The sequence below is a fragment of the Micromonospora sp. NPDC048830 genome, assembly GCF_043198215.1.
GTDB lineage: Bacteria > Actinomycetota > Actinomycetes > Mycobacteriales > Micromonosporaceae > Micromonospora.
Map to the genome: position 1 here is coordinate 57153 of NZ_JBICUP010000009.1, position 18715 is coordinate 75867.

9 protein-coding genes are annotated in these 18715 nt (G+C 74.9%); 7 read left to right on the forward strand and 2 right to left on the reverse strand.

The window, feature by feature from the left end; translation table 11 throughout:
• The first annotated feature begins 31 nt into the window (after window positions 1-31).
• The 5 genes from ACGFIZ_RS11095 to ACGFIZ_RS11115 are packed head-to-tail and all read left to right on the forward strand — an operon-like array spanning window position 32 to window position 15359.
• Entirely contained in the window at window positions 32-5539 is a 5508-nt protein-coding gene (locus tag ACGFIZ_RS11095) for an SDR family NAD(P)-dependent oxidoreductase (RefSeq protein ID WP_393418070.1), read from the forward strand.
• Between the two features lie 25 nt (window positions 5540-5564).
• Window positions 5565-6518, forward strand: a complete 954-nt coding sequence (locus ACGFIZ_RS11100) for a TauD/TfdA family dioxygenase (protein WP_393418072.1) — start codon at window positions 5565-5567, stop codon at window positions 6516-6518.
• Window positions 6518-6706, forward strand: a complete 189-nt coding sequence (locus ACGFIZ_RS11105; RefSeq protein WP_347668844.1) for an MbtH family NRPS accessory protein — start codon at window positions 6518-6520, stop codon at window positions 6704-6706. Before ACGFIZ_RS11100 ends, ACGFIZ_RS11105 begins: the two co-directional genes overlap by 1 nt.
• Window positions 6703-9825, forward strand: coding sequence for an amino acid adenylation domain-containing protein (locus ACGFIZ_RS11110; RefSeq protein WP_393418075.1), 3123 nt, complete (start codon window positions 6703-6705; stop codon window positions 9823-9825). The genes ACGFIZ_RS11105 and ACGFIZ_RS11110 overlap by 4 nt, the downstream gene beginning before the upstream one ends.
• A complete protein-coding gene (locus tag ACGFIZ_RS11115; RefSeq protein ID WP_393418077.1) occupies window positions 9822-15359 on the forward strand; it encodes an amino acid adenylation domain-containing protein in 5538 nt (1845 codons plus the stop codon). Before ACGFIZ_RS11110 ends, ACGFIZ_RS11115 begins: the two co-directional genes overlap by 4 nt.
• A 58-nt stretch (window positions 15360-15417) precedes the next feature.
• Here ACGFIZ_RS11115 and ACGFIZ_RS11120 read toward each other — a convergent pair whose 3' ends face one another.
• Entirely contained in the window at window positions 15418-16644 is a 1227-nt protein-coding gene (locus ACGFIZ_RS11120) for a hypothetical protein (RefSeq protein ID WP_393418079.1), read from the reverse strand.
• Window positions 16645-16672: 28 nt separating this feature from the next.
• On the reverse strand, window positions 16673-17188 hold the full coding sequence (locus ACGFIZ_RS11125) for an NUDIX hydrolase (RefSeq protein ID WP_393418081.1): 516 nt from the start codon (window positions 17186-17188) through the stop codon (window positions 16673-16675).
• A 307-nt stretch (window positions 17189-17495) separates the two neighbouring features.
• Here ACGFIZ_RS11125 and ACGFIZ_RS11130 point away from each other — a divergent pair, with 307 nt between their 5' ends.
• Window positions 17496-18128: a hypothetical protein gene (locus tag ACGFIZ_RS11130; protein ID WP_393418083.1), complete on the forward strand. Its 633-nt coding sequence runs from the start codon at window positions 17496-17498 to the stop codon at window positions 18126-18128.
• A 238-nt stretch (window positions 18129-18366) separates the two neighbouring features.
• Window positions 18367-18711, forward strand: a complete 345-nt coding sequence (locus ACGFIZ_RS11135) for a CU044_2847 family protein (protein ID WP_393418085.1) — start codon at window positions 18367-18369, stop codon at window positions 18709-18711.
• Window positions 18712-18715: the final 4 nt, after the last annotated feature.

Consider the following 18715-nt stretch of genomic DNA (forward strand, 5'->3'; position numbering starts at 1 on the left):
TCCGGCGGCGCACCCCGATAAGGACAACCTGATGGACAACGCGATCGCAACCGACAACCCCGCCGACGACGGCATCGAGCCGATCGCGATCGTCGGGCTCGCCGCCCGGGTGCCCGGCGCGGCCGACGCGCAGCAGTTCTGGCGCAACCTGGTCGACGGCGTCGAGTCCGTCACCGAGCTGACCCGGGAGGAGCAGCTCGCCCGGGGCGTCAGCCCCGAGGAGGTCGACGACCCGGGCTGGGTCAGCAAGGCCCCGCTGGTCGACGGCTACGACGAGTTCGACGCCGGCCTGTTCGGCATGACCGCCCGCGAGGCCGAGCTCACCGACCCGCAGCACCGGCTGTTCCTGGAGGCCTGCTACACCGCGCTGCAGGACGCCGGCTACGACCCGGCCCGCTACGACGGGGCGGTCGGCGTGTACGCCGGCACCGGCGGCAACATGTACCTGCAGAAGAACGTGCTGCGCAACAAGCGGGCCGGCGGCAACCCGCACAGCCAGGTCTCCATCGCCACCAGCAACTCGCCCAACTACGTGGCGACCAACGTGTCGTACCGGCTGGACCTGCGCGGGCCGAGCCTGACCGTGCACACCGCCTGCTCCACCTCGCTGGTCGCGTTCCACCTGGCCGTCGAGGCGCTGCGCAACGGCGAGTGCGACATGGCGCTCGCGGGGGGCGTCAACATCGAGCTGCCGCACGCCGGTTACCTCGGCATGGACGGCTTCACCTCCCCCGACGGGCGGTGCCGGCCGTTCGACGCCGGCGCGAACGGCACCGTGTGGGGCAGCGGCGTGGGCGTCACCCTGCTCAAGCGGCTCTCCGACGCCGTCGCCGACGGTGACCACATCCGCGCGGTGGTGCTCGGCAACGCCATCAACAACGACGGCGCCGGCAAGGTCGGCTTCACCGCCCCCAGCGTCGACGGGCAGACGGAGGCGATCGCCCAGGCCGTCGGGATGGCCGGGATCGACCCGCGCAGCATCACCTACGTCGAGGCGCACGGCACCGGCACCGCCCTGGGCGACCCGATCGAGGTCGCCGCCCTGTCCGCCGTGTACACGAAGGACACCGACGACCGGGGCTGGTGCGGCATCGGCTCGGTCAAGTCCAACATCGGCCACCTCAGCCAGCCCTCCGGCATCGTCAGCGTCATCAAGACGGTGCTGGCGATGGAGCACGGGCTGATCCCGCCGACCATCAACTACGAGACCCCGAACCCGGCCATCGACTTCGCCGACACCCCGTTCTACGTCGCCAACGCCCTCACCAAGTGGGACACCGACGGGGTGCCCCGCCGGGCCGGCGTCAGCTCCTTCGGCATCGGCGGCACCAACGCCCACGTGGTGCTGGAGGAGGCCCCGGCCGGGTACCGGCCGGACCGGCGGGTGCGCCCGGCGCAGCTGCTGCACGTCTCGGCGAAGACCGACACCGCGCTGGAGACGGCCGTGGAGCGCCTCGCCGAGCACCTGGCCGGCAACCCCGACGGCGGCGCCGCGCACCTCGCCGACGTCGCGTACACCCTCCAGGTGGGCCGCCAGCAGTACCCGCACCGGGTCGCCGTGGTCGCCACCGACCTGCCCGACGCGGTCGCCGCGCTCCGCACCAAGCGCCGCCGGCAGGCCGGCGTCGTCGGCGGCCCCGCCCCCCGGGTCGCCCTCCTTTTCTCCGGCCAGGGGTCGCAGTACGCGGGCATGGGCGCGCAGCTGTACGCCGAGGAGCCCGGCTTCGCCGCCGTGGTCGACGAGTGCGCCGAGCTGCTCCGCCCCGAGCTGGGCCTGGACATCCGGGACCTGATCCTCGGCCGGGACCCGGAGGCGGCCGAGAAGCTGCTCCAGACCCGCTACACCCAGCCCGCCCTGTTCGTCGTCGAGTACGCCCTGGCCAGCCACTGGCAGCGGTCCGGCGTCCGGCCGGCGGCCATGGCCGGCCACTCCATCGGCGAGTACGTCGCCGCGACGGTCGCCGGGGTGCTCGACCTGCCCGACGCGCTGCGGGTCGTGGCCGCCCGGGGCCGGCTCATGCAGTCCCTGCCGGCCGGTTCGATGCTGGCCGTGCCGCTGGACGAGTCGGTGGTCGCCGGGCTGCTGCCCGACGGCGTCTCCATCGCCACCGTCAACGGCCCCGGCACCTGCGTCGTGGCCGGTGAGCCCGACGCGGTCGCCGCGTTCGCCGAGACGCTGAAGACCAGCCACAAGGCCAAGAGCAAGGCGCTGCGCACCTCGCACGCCTTCCACTCGCCGATGATGGACCCGATCCTCGACGAGTTCACCGCGCTGATGGCGGCGGTGCCGCTGCGGGCGCCGCGGATCCCGTTCCTGTCCAACGTCTCCGGCACCTGGATCACCGACGCGCAGGCCACCGACCCGGCGTACTGGGCGGCGCACCTGCGCCAGCCGGTGCGCTTCGGCGACTGCGTGGCCACCCTGCTCACCGAGGGCACCTGGGCGCTGGTCGAGTGCGGCCCGGGGCGGCAGCTGGCCAACCTGGCCCGGATGCAGGTCGCCAAGGGCTCCCCGCAGCAGCGGGCCCTCGTCCCGCTGGGCAGCCTGCCCGGCCCGGGCGAGTCGACCGGCGACCTGGCCACCCTGCTGACCAGCGCCGGGGCGCTGTGGTGCGCCGGCGTCGCCGTGCGCCCCGGCTCCGACCCGGACGCCCGCCGGGTGCCGCTGCCGACGTACCCGTTCGAGCGGCGTCGGTACTGGGTCGACCCGGACCCGGTGGAGCAGGTCGCCGCCGCGCCGGCCGACACCGGCCCGCGGGCGCTGCCCGAGTGGTTCTCCGTGCCGGTGTGGCGGCAGGCCGCGCCCGAGCCGCGTACCGCGCCGCTGGGCCGCTGCCTGGTGCTGGCCGACGGCCCGCGCGGCGACGCGCTGGTCGCGGCCCTGCGCGCCGCCGGCGCCGAGCCGGTCGAGGTACGCGCCGGCGACGCCTTCGCCGCGACGGAGACCGGCTGGCGGCTGCGGCCGGGGGTCCGCGACGACTACGACGCCCTGGTCGCCGCGCTCGGCGACGACCTGCCGGAGCGGCTGGTGCACGCCTTCGCCCTCGACGGCGAGCCGGTCGGCACCGACATCGCCGCCGGCTGGGCCGCGCAGGACCGCGGCTTCTTCAGCGCGCTGCACCTGGTGCAGGCGCTGGCCGGGGCCGGCCGGACCGCCGAGGAGGGGGCGCTGACCCTGGAACTGGTCACCGCCGGCATCGGCGACGTGACCGGCCCCGACCTGACCCGGCCCGAGCACGCCACCCTCACCGGCCTGGCCCGGGTGCTGCCCGTCGAGGTGCCCGGCCTGACCGTCCGGCTGCTCGACGCCGAACCCGCCGCCACCGGCGTGGACGCCCTCGTCGCCGAGCTGCGCCGCCCGGTCGACGCGGAGCACGCCGAGGTGGCGCTGCGCGGCAGGCGCCGCTGGGTGACCGGCTACGAGCAGGTGACCGTCGACGCCGAGGGGGAGCCCGGCGCGCTGCGCGAGGGCGGCCGGTACGTCATCACCGGCGGCCTCGGCGGCATCGGCATCACCCTCGCCGAGGACTTCGCCCGGCGGGCCCGGGCGAAGCTGGTGCTGCTGGCCCGCTCGCCCCTGCCGCCGCGTGAGCAGTGGGACGACCACCTCGCCGTGCACGGCGCCGACCCGGCCGACCGGGTGGGCCGGGCGATCGCCGCGATCCGCCGGATGGAGGCCGCCGGCGCGTCCGTGCTGGTGCTCTCCGCCGACGTCACCGACCCGGCCGACCTGCGCCGGGTGCGGGCGGCGGCCGAGGCCGAGTTCGGCGGGATCGACGGGATCGTGCACGCCGCCGGCCTCCCGGGCGGCGGCATGGCCGAGGTCAAGGACCGGGCCGAGGCGGAGAAGGTGCTCGGCCCGAAGCTCGCCGGCACCCTCGCCCTGGCCCAGGTGTTCGGCGAGCTGCCGCTGGACTTCGTGGTCCTGTGCTCCTCGATCACCGCGGTCATCGGCGGCTTCGGCCAGGTCGACTACTGCGCGGCGAACAACTTCCTCGACGCGTACGCCCGCGCCGGGGCCGGCTGGAACGCGCCGGTGGTGTCGCAGAACTGGGGCGGCTGGGCCGAGGTCGGCATGGCGGCGGAGAGCAACGCCCCGGCCGGCTTCCGGGCGCTGACCCGCGACACGGTCACCACCACGGTCGACCACCCGGTGCTCACCACGAAGGTGGTCGGCCCGGAGGGCACGGTGCTGCACGGCCTGGTCTCCGCCACCACCCACTGGCTGCTCGACGAGCACCGCATCGGCGGGGTGCCGGTGGTGCCGGGCACCGCCCACCTGGAGTCGGTGCGGGCCGCCGTGGCCGCCGCGGTCCCCGCGCCCGGCCCGGACGCCGCGGTGGAGCTGCGCGACGTGGCGTTCCTGGAACCGTTCGCGGTCCCGGACGGCTCGGTCGCCCAGTACCGGGTCACGCTGACCGCGGCCGAGGACGGCACGCACGACTTCGTGGTGCAGAGCCTCGCCGCCGGGCAGCTGCGCACCCACGTACGCGGCACGGCCGGCTGGACCGACGAGCCGGCGCCGGCGGCCCGGGACCTCGCCGACGTGGCGGCCCGGTCCCGCCGGGTCGACGACGACTCGTCCTTCGGCCGGGGCCGCACCAGCATGCTGACCTTCGGCCCGCGCTGGAACTCGCTGCGGGAGCACCACCTCGCCGAGGGCGAGGAGCTGGCCCGCGTCGAGGCGCCCGCCGAGGCCGCCGCGGACCTGGGCGCGTGGGGGCTGCATCCGGCGCTGCTGGACGTGGCGACCGCGTTCGGCCGCGGCCAGGGCTCCGGCACCTACCTGCCGCTGTCGTACGGGCGGATCGTGGTGCGGCGGGCGCTGCCGGCGGTGTTCCTCAGCCACCTGCGCCACCGCGACGGCGGCACCGACGAGGTGGTCTCCGCCGACCTGTCCCTGCTGGACACCGGGGGCCGGGAACTGGTCGCGATCAGCGACTTCGTGCTGCGCCGGGTGGACTCCTCGGCGGTGACCGGCGGGCTCGCCGCCGACGCCGCCCCGGCCGAGGCCGCCCCCGCGGCCGCCGAGGGCCCCAGCGAGGACATCCGGCCGGTGGACGGTGCGGAGGCGTTCCGCCGCAGCCTCACCGCCGGGCTCGGCGCCCAGGTGGTGATCACCACCCGGTCGGTGGCGGACATCCGGCGGCGCGCCGCCCGGGTCACCACCGAGACCCTGGAGTCGGAGACCGACCCGGCGGTGTCGGCGCAGACCGCCGCCGCGGGCGGCTCGGCGGCCCCGCGTACGGAGCTGGAGGCCGTCATCGCGCAGGTCTGGCGCGACGGGCTCGGGGTGCCGGTCGTCGGCGTGGACGACGACTTCTTCGCCCTCGGCGGCAACTCGCTGGTCGCGGTGCAGCTGATCGCGGCGATGCGCAAGGCCACCGGTGTGCGGCTGCCGATGCGCAGCCTGTTCGAGACGCCGACCGTCGCCGGGCTGGCCGCCCGGATCGAGGAACTGCGCGCCGAGGCGTCCGCCGCCGACGAGCCCCCGGCCTTGGCACCGACCACCAGCATCCCGCGGCTGCCCCGCGCGTGACCAGTACGAACAGGAGCACAGAGCGATGAGCGACACGATCACCACACTGCCGGTGGTCGTCGAGAACGACGGCCGGGCGCTGACCGACCTGATCGACGCCCGGCGCGCCGAACTGCGGGCCAGCCTCGTCGAGCACGGCGGGCTGCTGTTCCGCGGCTTCGACGTCGGCGGCGTGGACGGCTTCGACCGAGTGGTGCGGGCGTTGGCCGGCGAGCCGCTGGTCTACACCGAGCGGTCCTCGCCCCGGCACTCCATCAAGGGCCGGGTCTACACCTCGACCGACTACCCGCCGGACGAGGAGATCTTCCTGCACAACGAGAACTCGTACCAGGCGCGCTGGCCGCTGACGCTGTTCTTCTGGTGCGTCAGCCCGCCGGAGACGCAGGGCGCGACGCCGCTGGCCGACGTCCGCCGGGTGTACGAGCTGATCGACCCGGCCGTGCGGGAGGAGTTCGTCCGCCGCCGGTGGATGCTGGTGCGCAACTTCCACGGCGACTTCGGCACCCGCTGGCAGGAGGTGTTCAACACCGACGACCGGGCCGAGGTCGAGGCGTACGCGGCGGCGAACCGGATCGCGCTGGAGTGGGTCGGCAAGGACGGCCTGCGTACCCGCGCGGTGCGGGACGTGGTGCACCACCGGCCCGGGTCGGACACCCCGCGCTGGTTCAACCACGCCACGTTCTTCCACCTGAGCACCCTCCCGAAGGACTACCAGGACGGGCTGTTGGACATGTTCGGCCCCGCGGGGCTGCCCTCGAACACCTACTACGGCGACGGCGGGGAGATCCCGGCCGACGTGATGGAGCACCTGCGGGCCGCGTACCGGGCCGCGAGCGTCCGCTTCGACTACCAGCGCGACGACGTGCTGGTCGTCGACAACATGACCGCGGCGCACGGTCGGGAGCCGTTCACCGGGCCCCGCAAGATCGCCGTCGCGATGGCCGAGCCGCACACCCCCGAGAGCACTGGAGACAACTGATGGCCGAATCCCGTTTCCTGGTCGTGCGCAACGACGAGGAGCAGTACTCCATCTGGTCGGCCGACCGGGAGCTCCCCGCGGGCTGGCACGACACCGGCTTCGCCGGCACCCGCGAGGAGTGCCTGGCGCACATCGACACCGTCTGGACCGACATGCGGCCCCGCTCGGTACGGGAGGCGGCGTCATGACCCGGGAGTGGACCTTCCCGGCCTCCTACGCCCAGGAACGGGTGTGGATCGCCAACCAGCTCGACACCGACTCCCCCGTCTACAACATCACCTACCTGTCGGTGTTCCCCGCCGAGCTGGACGCCGACGCCGCCACCGGGGTGGTCGACCAGGTCCTCGCCCGGCACGAGGCGCTGCGCACCCACCTGCGGCTGGACGACGGCGCCCTGGTGCAGGTCGTCCGGGAGCACGAGCCGGTCCGGCTGCCCGCCGACGACCTGTCCGGGCTGCCCGAGCCCGAGCGGCGCGCCCGGTTCGACGCCCTGGCGGCCGAGCTGGCCCGCACGCCCGTACCGCTGGACGCCCCGCCGCTGTGGCGGGCCCGCCTGGTCCGGCTGACCGAGGCCTGGGTGCTGGTGTTCGTGGTGCACCACGCCGTCTTCGACAGCCACTCGGCGGTGCTGTTCGGCAGGGAGCTGGACGCGTTCGCCCGGGCCGCGCTGACCGGCGCGCCCGCCGACGTGCCCGAGCTGCCCATCCAGTACGCCGACTTCGCCGCCTGGCAGCGCGACCAGCTCGCCGGCGCGGAGCTGGACCGGCAGCTCGACTTCTGGAAGGCGCACCTGGCCGGCGCCCCGGCCGTCACGGGCCTGCCGCTGGACCGGCCGCGCCCGGCGCGGCTCGGCTTCGCCGGCGACGAGGTGCGCTTCGACCTGCCCGACGGGCTGCTCGACCGGGTCGGCCAGCTCGCCGTCGCCTCGGCCGCCACCCCGTACATGGTGCTGCTGACCGCGTTCGCCGCCCTGCTGTCGCGGATCTCCGGCGACGAGACCGTGGTGGTCGGGGTGTCCACCGCCGGCCGGGACACCCCCGAGGTGACCCCGCTGATCGGCATGTTCGTCAACCCGGTGGCGCTGCGCTGCGACCTGTCCGGCGACCCGACCGTCGCCGAGCTGCTCGGCCGGGTGCGCGGGGGGCTGGTCGACGCGATGGAGCACGGGCAGACGCCGTTCCAGAAGATCGTCGAGGCGGTCGCGCCGCAGCGCGACCCGTCCGTGCAGCCGATCTTCCAGACCGCGCTGAACTTCATCCCCGACTCCGGTCTGGACCCGGTGCCGCTGGGCACCACCAAGGACGACCTGGCCTTCGACGTCACCGCCGGGCAGAGTCGGCTGGTCTACCGCACCGACCTGTTCGACCGGGCCAGCGCCGAGGCGGTGGTCACCCGGTACGTGCGGCTGCTCGCCGCCGCGGTCGCCGACCCGGGCGCCCGGGTCTCCGAGCTGCCGCTGCTCGACGACGCCGAGCGGCAGCTCGTCCTCGCCACCTGGAACGACACCGCCCACGACCGGCCGGCCAGCACGATCGTCGCCGAGGTGCAGCGGCAGGCCGCCGCCACGCCGCAGGCCACCGCGCTGGTCTGCGAGGGCGCCGAGCTGACGTACGCCGAGCTGAACGCCGCCGCGAACCGGCTGGCCCGGTTGCTGGTGGCCCGGGGGGCCGGCCCGGAGACCCGGGTCGCCCTCGCGCTGCCCCGCTCGACCGACCTGCTCGTGGCGATCCTGGCCGTGCTGAAGTCCGGCGCGGCGTACGTGCCGGTGGACACCGGCTACCCGGCCGCGCGCGTCGCGTACCTGCTGGAGGACGCCGAGCCGGCGCTGGTGCTGGCCACCGCCGACACCGCCGGCCTGGTGCCGGGCGACGCGCTGGTGCTCGACCCGCTCACCGCCGCCGACCTCGACGCGGCCGACCTGACCGACGCCGACCGGCGCGCCCCGCTGCGCCCGGAGCACCCGGCCTACGTGCTGTACACCTCCGGCTCCACCGGCCGCCCGAAGGGCGTGGTGGTGGAGCACCGGTCGGTGACGGCGTACCTGGCCTGGGCGCGGGCCACCTACCCCGGGCTGGCCGGGACGGCGCTGCTGCACTCGCCGGCGTCGTTCGACCTCACCGTCACCGGGCTGCTCGGGCCGCTCACCGCCGGCGGCACCGTACGCCTCGCGGCGATCGACGACCCGGCGGCCCGGGCCGGCGGCCGGCCGACCTTCCTCAAGGTCACCCCGAGCCACCTGCCGCTGCTGGAGGAGGCGCTGTCGCCGACGGTCGACCTGGTCATCGGCGGCGAGGCGCTCACCGGCGAGCAGCTCGCGGACTGGCGGGCTGCCCACCCGGGCGTCGCGGTGATCAACGAGTACGGCCCGACAGAGGCCACCGTCGGCTGCGTCGCCGCCCGGATCGCGCCGGGGGAGGAGCTGGCGGCCGGGGCGGTGTCCATCGGCACGCCCACCTGGAACACCCAGGCGCTGCTGCTCGACGCCGCCCTCAACCCCGTGCCCCCGGGCGTGGTCGGCGAGCTGTACGTCGCCGGTGACCAGCTCGCCCGCGGCTACCTGCGCCGCCCCGGGCTGACCGCCGAGCGCTTCCTGCCCTGCCCGTACGGGCCGCCCGGGCAGCGGATGTACCGCACCGGCGACCTGGCCCGCTGGCGGGCCGACGGGACGCTGGAGTACCTGGGCCGCCGCGACGACCAGGTCAAGGTGCGCGGCATGCGGATCGAGCTGGGCGAGATCGAGTCGGCGCTGCTGGCCCGGCCCGACGTGCGCGAGGCGGCCGTCGTGGTCCGCACCGACTCGGGCGAGCCGACGCTGGTCGGCTACCTGGTCGGCGACGCCGACTCCGCGACGCTCGCCGCCGACCTGGCCCGGGAGCTGCCGGTGCACCTCGTGCCGGCCGCGTTCGTCCGGCTGGACGCGCTGCCGCTGACGCCGAACGGCAAGCTGGACCGGGCCGCGCTGCCCGCCCCGGCCGGCCCGGTCGTCGAGGAGGACGGCTACGTCGCCCCGCGCACCGACGCCGAGGTCCTCGTGGCCGAGGTGTACGCCGAGATCCTCGGCGTGGAGAAGGTCGGCGCGCTGGACGACTTCTTCGCCCTCGGCGGCAACTCGCTGCGCGGCATGCGGGCGATGGCCCGCATCCGGGCCGAGGTGGACGTCGACCTGCCCATGCGGGCGCTGTTCGCCAGCCCCGTGGTGGCCGACCTGGCCGCCCAGATCGAGAGCCTGATCGCCGCGGAACTCGACGAGCTCTCCGACGACGAGGTCGCCGAGCTGCTGGCGACGGAAGAGGGAACCACCCCATGACCGACCTGAAGGATCCGGCCCGGGAGGCGGCCCGGCAGGCGCTGATCGCCAAGCGGCTGCGCAAGCGCCAGACCGCCGCCCCGGCCGCCCGGATCACCCCCCGGCCGGAGGGGGCCGAGGTGCCGCTGTCGTACGCCCAGGAGCGGGTCTGGTTCATGGACCAGATCGCGCCGGGCGAGGCGGCGTACCACATCCCGGTGCCGCTGCGGGTGCGCGGCCCGCTGGACGTCGGGGCGCTGCGCGGCGCCCTGGCCGCCCTGGTCCGGCGGCACGAGTCGCTGCGCACCCGGTTCCCGGCCGACGCCGACGGCCGGCCGACGGTGGTGGTCGAGGAGACGGTCGAGGTGCCGCTGACCGTCACCGGGGCCGCCGACGCCCACGCGGCGCAGGCGTTGGTCGAGGCCGCCGCGGCCGAGCCGTTCGACCTGGCCACCGGGCCGCTGCTGCGCGCCCTGCTGATCCGGCTGGCCGACGACGACCACGTGCTGTTCCTCGGCCAGCACCACATCGTCGGCGACGGCTGGTCGGTGGACGTGCTGCTGCGCGACCTGATCACCTACTACCACGGCGGCGAGCCGCCCGCCCTGACCGTGCAGTACGGCGACTTCGCCGTCTGGGAGGCGCGGGAGCTGGACGGCCCGGCGGCGCGGGGGCACCTGGACTGGTGGCAGCAGCGACTGGCCGGCATCACCCCGCTGGAGCTGCCGCTCGACGCGCCCCGCCCGGCCACCCAGACCTACCGGGGCGACTTCGTCGAGTTCACCCTGGACCCGGCGGACACCGAGCGGCTCAACGCGCTGACCCGCGACAGCGGGGCCACGCTGTTCATGACGCTGCTCGCCGCGTACCAGGTGCTGCTGGCCCGGCACTCCGGCCAGGACGACTTCGCCGTCGGCGCGTCCGTGGCCGGCCGGTCCGCCCCCGAGCTGGAGAACCTGGTCGGCATGTTCATCAACATGCTGCCGCTGCGCGCCGAGCTGGCCGGCGACCCGACGTTCACCGAGCTGCTGGAGCGCACCCGGCGCAGCGTGCTGGACGGCTTCGAGCACGCCGAGGTGCCGTTCGCGAAGGTCGTCCACGAGCTGGGCCTGCCCCGCGACGTCAGCCGGTCCCCGGTGTTCCAGGCCATGTTCGTGCTGCAGAACTACGAGATGGGCCGGTTCACCGGGGTCTCCGACTCGGCCGAGGTCCGCTTCCAGTGGAACCCGATGGAGCTGCGGGCCACCCGGTTCGACTTCGAGCTGCACGCCGTGGAGACCGCCCACGGGCTGTGGGGGAAGCTGGTCTTCAACACCGACCTGTTCACCCGGGCCACGGTGGAGCGGATCGCCGAGCGCTGGACGGCCCTGCTGCGGGCGGTCGTCGCCGCGCCGGACACCCCGGTCTCGGCGCTGCCGCTGCTCGCCCCGGGCGAGCGGGAGCTGCTGGCCGGCTGGAACGACACCAGCGCCGGCTTCCCGACCGGGCAGACCCTGCACGGCCCGTTCGAGGAGCGGGCCGCCGCCACCCCGGACGCGGTGGCGGTGACCTTCGAGGGCCGCTCGGCGACGTACGCCGAGCTGAACGCCGCCGCGAACCGGATCGCCCATCGGCTGCGCGCCGCCGGGGTGGGCCCGGAGACCCTCGTCGGGGTCTGCGCGGAGCGCTCCGTGGAGCTGGTCGCCGGCCTGCTCGGCGTGCTCAAGGCCGGCGGCGCGTACCTGCCGCTGGACCCGGAGTACCCGGCCGACCGGCTGGCGTTCATGGTCACCGACGCGGACGCCCCCGTCGTGCTCGTGCAGCGGCACCTGCGCGACGTGCTGCCGGACACCGGCGCGACCGTGCTCGCCCTCGACGACGAGGCCGTCTGGGCCGACCAGCCCGCCGACGACCCGGTGCCGACGGCCGGCCCGGGCAACCTCGCGTACGTCATCTACACCTCCGGCTCCACCGGCCGGCCGAAGGGCGTGCCGAACACCCACCGGGGCATCGTCAACCGGCTGGACTGGAAGCAGAAGACGTACCGGCTGGCCGCCGCCGACGCCGTGCTCCAGAAGACCCCGGCCAGCTTCGACGTGTCGGTGTGGGAGTTCTTCTGGCCGCTGCGCGAGGGCGCCCGGCTGGTCCTGGCCAAGCCGGGCGGCCACAAGGACGCCGGGTACCTGCGGGACCTGCTGGTCGCCGAGCGGATCACCACCGCCCACTTCGTCCCGTCGATGCTGACGGCGTTCCTCGGCGAGGACGGCATCGAGGCGGCCACGGCGCTGCGCCGGGTGATCTGCTCTGGCGAGGAGCTGCCGCTGGCCTCCGCGACCGAGTTCACCGCCCGGCTGCCCTGGTGCGAGCTGCACAACCTGTACGGCCCCACCGAGGCGGCCATCGACGTCAGCGCCTGGCACTGCGACCCGGCCCGGCTGGCCGGGCTGACCAGCGTGCCGATCGGCGCTCCGATCGCCAACCTGCGGCTGCACGTGCTCGACCCGGCCGGCAACGAGTGCCCGGTCGGCGTCGCGGGCGAGCTGCACATCGGCGGTGTCGGGCTGGCCCGCGGCTACCACCGCCGGCCGGCGCTGACCGCCGAGCGGTTCGTGCCCGACCCGTTCTCCTTCGAGCCCGGCGCCCGGCTGTACCGCACCGGCGACCTGGCCCGCTGGCGGGCCGAGCCGTCCGGTTCCGGCGCGGCGGCCGACGGGCGACCCGCCGGGGTCGTCGAGTTCCTCGGCCGCATCGACCACCAGGTGAAGCTGCGCGGCCTGCGCATCGAGCTGGGCGAGATCGAGAGCGCCCTGCGCGAGCAGCCGGCGGTGACCGAGGCGGCGGTGATCGTCCGCGAGGACACCCCGGGGGACAAGCGGCTCACCGCGTACGTCGTCGGCGAGGCGGAGCACGCCGCGCTGAAGGCGGCGCTGAAGGAGAGCCTGCCCGAGTACATGGTGCCGACCGCGTTCGTCACCCTGGACGCGCTGCCGCTGAGCCCGAACGGCAAGCTCGACCGCAGGGCGCTGCCCGCCCCGGTGGTGACCCGGGAGGCGTCGGTGGCGCTGGTCGAGCCGCGCGACGACACCGAGCGGTTGCTGGCGGGGATCTGGTCGGAGGTGCTGGGCGTCGACACGCTCGGCATCGACGACGACTTCTTCGACCTGGGCGGGCACTCGATGCTCGCCACCCAGGTCGTGGCGAAGATCCGCAAGGCGGAGCACGGCGGCCGGCCCGTCGGCGTGATGGACCTGCTCCAGCAGCGGACCATCCGCGAGCTGGCCGCGTTCATGTCCGGCGACGCCGCCGACGACGGCCCGCGCCGGCTGCTGTACGAGCTGACCAAGCCCATCCCGGCCGGCCAGCGCGTCCGCACGTACGTCTGCGTCCCGTACGGCGGCGGCAGCGCCATCGTCTACCAGCCGCTCGCGGACGCGCTGCCCGCCGGCAACGCCCTGTACTCGCTGGCCATCCCCGGCCACGACGTGGGGCTCAGCGAGGAGGGGCTGCCGTTCGACGAGCTGACCGGCCGGGTCGCCGCCGAGATCGTCGAGCGGATCGAGGGCCCGATCGTACTGTACGGCCACTGCGGCGTCGGCAGCGCGATCGTCGCCGAGGTGGCCCGCAAGGTCGAGGCGGCCGGCCGGGAGCTGGAGGCGGTGTACATCGGTGCGATGTTCCCGTTCGCCCGGCCGAAGGGCCTGTACGCCGCCGCCCGCAGCCGCCTCGAGCAGCTGCGCAGCAACAAGCACTACGCGAGCTGGCTCAAGTCGATGGGCGTCGACACCGACGAGCTGGACCCGGAGCAGGCGGACCGCATCATCAGCAACATGCGGACCGACTCCCGCAACTCCGAGGAGTACTTCACCGGCCTGCTGGACACCGGGGCGACCAAGCTGAGCGCCCCGATCGTCTCCGTGGTCGGCTCCGAGGACCCGGTGACGGACTACTACACCGAGCGGTACGTCGAGTGGCAGTTCCTCAGCGACAACCTCGGGCTGGTCGTCCTCGACCAGGCCGGGCACTTCTTCCTCAAGTACCGGGCCAACGAGCTGGCCGAGATCGTCACGGGGACGCACCCGGCGGTGCGGGCCGGTGACGTCTCGGCGCTCACCCCGCAGGCGCGCGGCGAGGACGCCGGCTGGGTCGTCGCCGACCACCAGCGTGTCGGCGAGACCGGGACGGCGGAGAAGACCGTGGTGAAGCCGAGCATGGGCCGGTTCGTCGCGGTGACGCTGGGCCAACTCGTCTCCACGACCGGCTCGGCGCTGACCGCGTTCGCCCTGCCGATCTGGCTGTTCACGCAGACCGGCTCGGTGGCGGACCTGGGCCTGCTCTGGGGCCTGGCCCTGATCTGCGGCGTGCTGATGCTGCCGGTGGCGGGCGCGATCACCGACCGGGTCAGCCGCCGGAAGATCATGATGATCGCCAGCTCCAGCGCCGGCGCGATCCAGCTCCTGCTGGCCGGGCTGCTCTGGACGGACAACCTACGGCTGTGGATGATCTACGCCCTGGTGGCGCTGAGCCAGGTCGCCGGGTCGTTCCAGCGCATCGCGTTCCAGTCGGCCGTGCCCCAGCTGGTGCCCAAGCGCTACCTGGGCCACGCGATGGGCGTCACCCAGCTCACCAACGGCTTCGCCATGCTGCTGATGCCCGTGTTCGCCGCCGGCCTGCTGGCCGCGATCGAGCTCAAGGGCATCCTGCTGATCGACGTGGCCAGCTACGCGGTGGCGATCCTGACCCTGGCCGTGGTCCGCTTCCCCGACCTGCTCGGCTGGCGGCCGAGGGAGCGGCTGCTGGTGGCCATCGCCAACGGCCTGCGCTACTCCTGGCAGCACCGCGGCTTCCGGCTGATGCTCGGCTACTTCGCCATCGGCAACATCTTCCTGGCGCCGGCGCTGGTGCTGACCACGCCGCTGGTGCTGTCGTTCGCCACCGCCACCCAGGTGGCGCAGGTGGCCCTGGCCGAGGCGCTCGGCGCGGTGGCCGGCGGCGTGCTGATGTCGGTGTGGGGCGGCCCCCGCAACCGGCGGATGATCGGCGTGCTGCTCGGCAACCTGGGCACGGCGGTCGGCTGCGTGCTCGTCGGCCTGGACGCCTCGGTGGCGATGATCTGCGTCGGGGTGTTCTGGCTGGCCATGTCGATGACCACGGCCCAGTCGATCTACGCCACGATCGTCCAGGTCAAGGTGCCGCAGCGGTACCACGGTCGGGTGTTCAGCCTGAACCAGACCATCTCCTGGTCGACGCTGCCGATCGGCTTCGCCGTGCTCGCCCCGGCGGCGACGGGCCTGTTCGAGCCGATGTTCGCCCCGGGCGGCGCGCTGGCCGGCTCGGTGGGCGCGGTGATCGGCACCGGCCCGGGCCGCGGCATCGGCTTCGCGTATGTCTGCTTCGGCGCGGCCCTGGTGCTCGTCACGCTCGGCGGGTTCGCGATCCGGCTGCTGCGGCGCTTCGACATCGAGGTGCCGGACTCGCTGCCGGACGACCTGATCGGCGCCCAGGAGCGGGAGCGGCGGCTGGCCGCCCGCGCCGCCGAGCAGCGGCAGGCGGAGGAGAAGGTGCCCGTCGGGGTGTGACCCGCGGATGGGCTGTGGTGGGGGTCTCCGGCGTCGGCCGGAGGCCCCCACCGGCGTCTCAGGCGGCCTCGCTGTCCGGCAGGTCGTCCGGCTCGCTCACCCAACCCGAGAAGACCGGCACCCCGTGCCACGGCCCCGCCCCACCGGCCCGGCGGTCGGTGGCGACGGCGACCACCGCGTACGGGTGGCCGAAGCGCAGCTCCGCCGTCCGGGCCACCCCCTCCGGCGGCAGGCTGACCAACCCGAACGCCCCGGTGACCGCGGCGGCCTCGAACCCGTACCGGGTGTAGCTGGCCACGGTCGCCTGCCGCGCCTCGGCGCGCAACCCCGGCGCGAGCGCCGCGACGGCCGCCCGGAACCCGAGTTCGCTCACGTCGTGCTCGCTGCGCGCGGACCAGCGGGGCAGCACCGCCGCGTGCCGCTCCTCCCGCCCGTCGCGGGCGTGGGTGTGCACGACCTCCTCGCGCAGCGTCCACAGCGGCGTCTCGCCCAGCGGCAGGTCGAACAGCGACCGCCGCCCGGCCGGCTCGGCCGCGTCCGCGCCGGCGGCGATCCGGTACGCGGCGGCCAGCACGTCGGCCGGGACGACGTCGGGCGCGGCGGCGACCGAGACGACCGACAGGCCCGCCCCGTCGCCCCCGTCCGGGGCGGGCCGGGCCGCCGCCGTGTGCACCGCCACGTCGCCGGCCTCGGGCGTCGCGGCGATCCACGCTCGGTGGCCGTGCGCCGGGGTGCGCAGCACCCGGGTCAGCCGCCCGGCCCAGGGGCTGGCCGGGCCGAGCGCGGACGCCGGTGCGACGTCGAACGGCTGCGCCCACGACACCCGGGTGGCCAGCGCCGAGGCCAGCGCCAGCACCACCTGGGGCGAGACGGTCAGCGGGAAGCGCTCGACCAGCCCGGCCGTGTGCTCCCGGGCCCACGCGTCGAGCCCGGCCTGGTCCGGCAGTTCTCCGGTGGCGGTGGCGCGGGGGAGGGCGGCCCGCCAGGCGGCCAGGCCGGCGGTGTCCGCGTCCGGTCGGTGCCAGACCGCCGTCGCCGACGGTACGAGGGGGTGCGGGGCGTCGAGCAGCGCGGCGGCGGCCCGCGCGGCCGCCGCCGGGTCGGTGCCCAGGAACCCGGCGAGGCCGTCCTCGCGGTGCGAACCGGCGGCGGTGTCCGGGGCCGCCGCGCAGAGCGCGAGCAGCAGCCAGGCGCCGAGCGGGGACGCGACGTGGTGCCGGTCGCCGACCGAGGCGTGCAGCCGGGCGGCGTAGCGGGCCAGCGGGGCGTGAAGGTCCGTCGTCATGGGTCTACTGTGCCCGCCCGGGCCGTCGTCACGACCACAGCTCGAAGGGCTCGTCGATCTCGTCCCCGGCCAGGAACGCGGCGAGCAGCCCGGGCAGCCGCCCCGGGTAGAACCGCTCGCGGCTCGCCACCACGTCACCGACCGCCCACCAACGGAAGCCGAAGTAGTCCTCCCGCTCGTAGTCGAGCCGGTCGGTCTCGTCGACGTCGGGGCCGGGACCGTCGAGGCGTACCGGAAGGATCACCTCGTCCTGCACGTGGCGCCGCTGCCGGTGGATGAAGCTGGCCCGCCGCCGCCAGTTCGGCGGCCCGACCCGCGCCGGGTCGAGCAGGATGCCGGTCTCCTCGCGCAGCTCCCGCACGGCCGTGTCGAGGTACGTCTCGCCCGGGTCCATCCCGCCGCCGGGCAGCTCCCACCAGGTGCCCAGCCGGGGATGGTCCGGGTCGCGGGTGTGGAACAGCAGCAGCCGCTCGTCCGCGTCGAGCACCACCAGCCGCACCGCACGGCGCTCGACGACCGGCAGGTCGTCGGGAAGTTCCAGCACAGCCTCGCCCCCTCCCTGCTGCCCGGCGGCACCGGCACCGCCACGACCGATCATGCCGCAGCGGCGGGGGCCGGTGGGCTCGGTGTCCTGTCGGCCCTGTGGAGCTGCCCCGCCTGTGCTATCGCACGGGGATGGGCTGCCCGCCGTTCCGTCGTAGCCGCCCCGTTCGTGCGGGCAGCTCCAAAGGCGGCGCCGGCCCTTGTTCGCCCTCCGGCTTGGCGGCACCCGGAGCAGGGGGAAACCCGGATGCCCGGTTCCGGGTTTCCTCCGATGGATCTCGGCGGGGGCCGTTGCGACCATCGGACGTGTGGTGAAGCCCTGGCGTCAGCTCACGGTGTGGTTGCACATCCTGACCTCGGTCGGGTGGATGGCGCAGGTCATGACGCTCTGCGTGCTCCTCGCCGTCGGTCTTGCCGCCGACGACGATGCCGTCCGCGACGCGGCGACGTCCATGGCGCACGCCGTCGACGGCCGCCTGGTCGGGCCGATGGCCGACGCGTCGGCCTTCACGGGAGTCATGCTGGCCGCCGCCACGCCCTGGGGCTTCTTCCGGCACTGGTGGGTGTTCGTCAAGTTCACGATCACCCTCGTCCAGCTCTACCTCGGCATCTTCGTGCTCTCGCCGGCCCTCACCGACTCCGTGACCGCCGGGCCGTCGCCGGCGCAGGTCGTCGGGACGGCGCTGATGGCCGGCGCCATCGCGTTCCAGGGCTGGTTGTCGGTGACGAAGCCGTGGGGCACGATGCGCCGCCGCCGTAAGGCCGGGACCGGGCCGCGCTGGGTCTTCGTCGCCGCCGTCCTGGGCGGCCTCGCCGACCTGGCCCTCGCCCTGGTCATCGGCCACCCGCTGCCGCTGCTCTCGATCATCCTGCTGGCCGTCGGCCTGATCCGCCGGCCGGGTTGGGCCACCGTCCGTCCGGCCCCGCCCGTCTCCGCGTGACCACGGCCGTCAGGACGACAGGTAGGTCTCCGCTCCGGCCGCCTGCAACTGTTGACCCGGCCGGCAGGGCACGGATCCGCCCAACGGCCGGACGAGCCGCGTGGGCCGCCATATCCGACCAATATGGACGGATCACACTGGACGTCGGGGGGCTCTGCGGAGATCGGCCCTTCTGCGCGGGTCCCGGTGGGACTACCGTTGCACGAAGAGTCACCGCACGGGGACGGAGGAGCGCGGCGTGCGCGAGTTGATCGAGGTCCGACTTCCTTCCGGCAACACGATGTGGGTCACTGTGGACTCCGACGAGGAGTCGCGCGACGTGGGGCTCCGCGAGCGGTTCGCCGACCTTCCCGGGCTGGCCGAGATCGTCGACTGGGTGAGCTCCGGTGTGGTCGCCGGGCTGCGGCACGCCAAGCCGGACCGGCTGACCGTGGAGTTCGGCGTCGAGATGGCGGTCGGCGAGCGGGGCCTGGTCGCCGCGCTCGGCGGGATCGGGGGCAAGACCGCCGTGAAGGTGACGATGAACTGGGGCCCGGGGGACGACGAGCCGGGCGCGGAGCCGCCGGCCGAAGAACCCAGGTGACGGC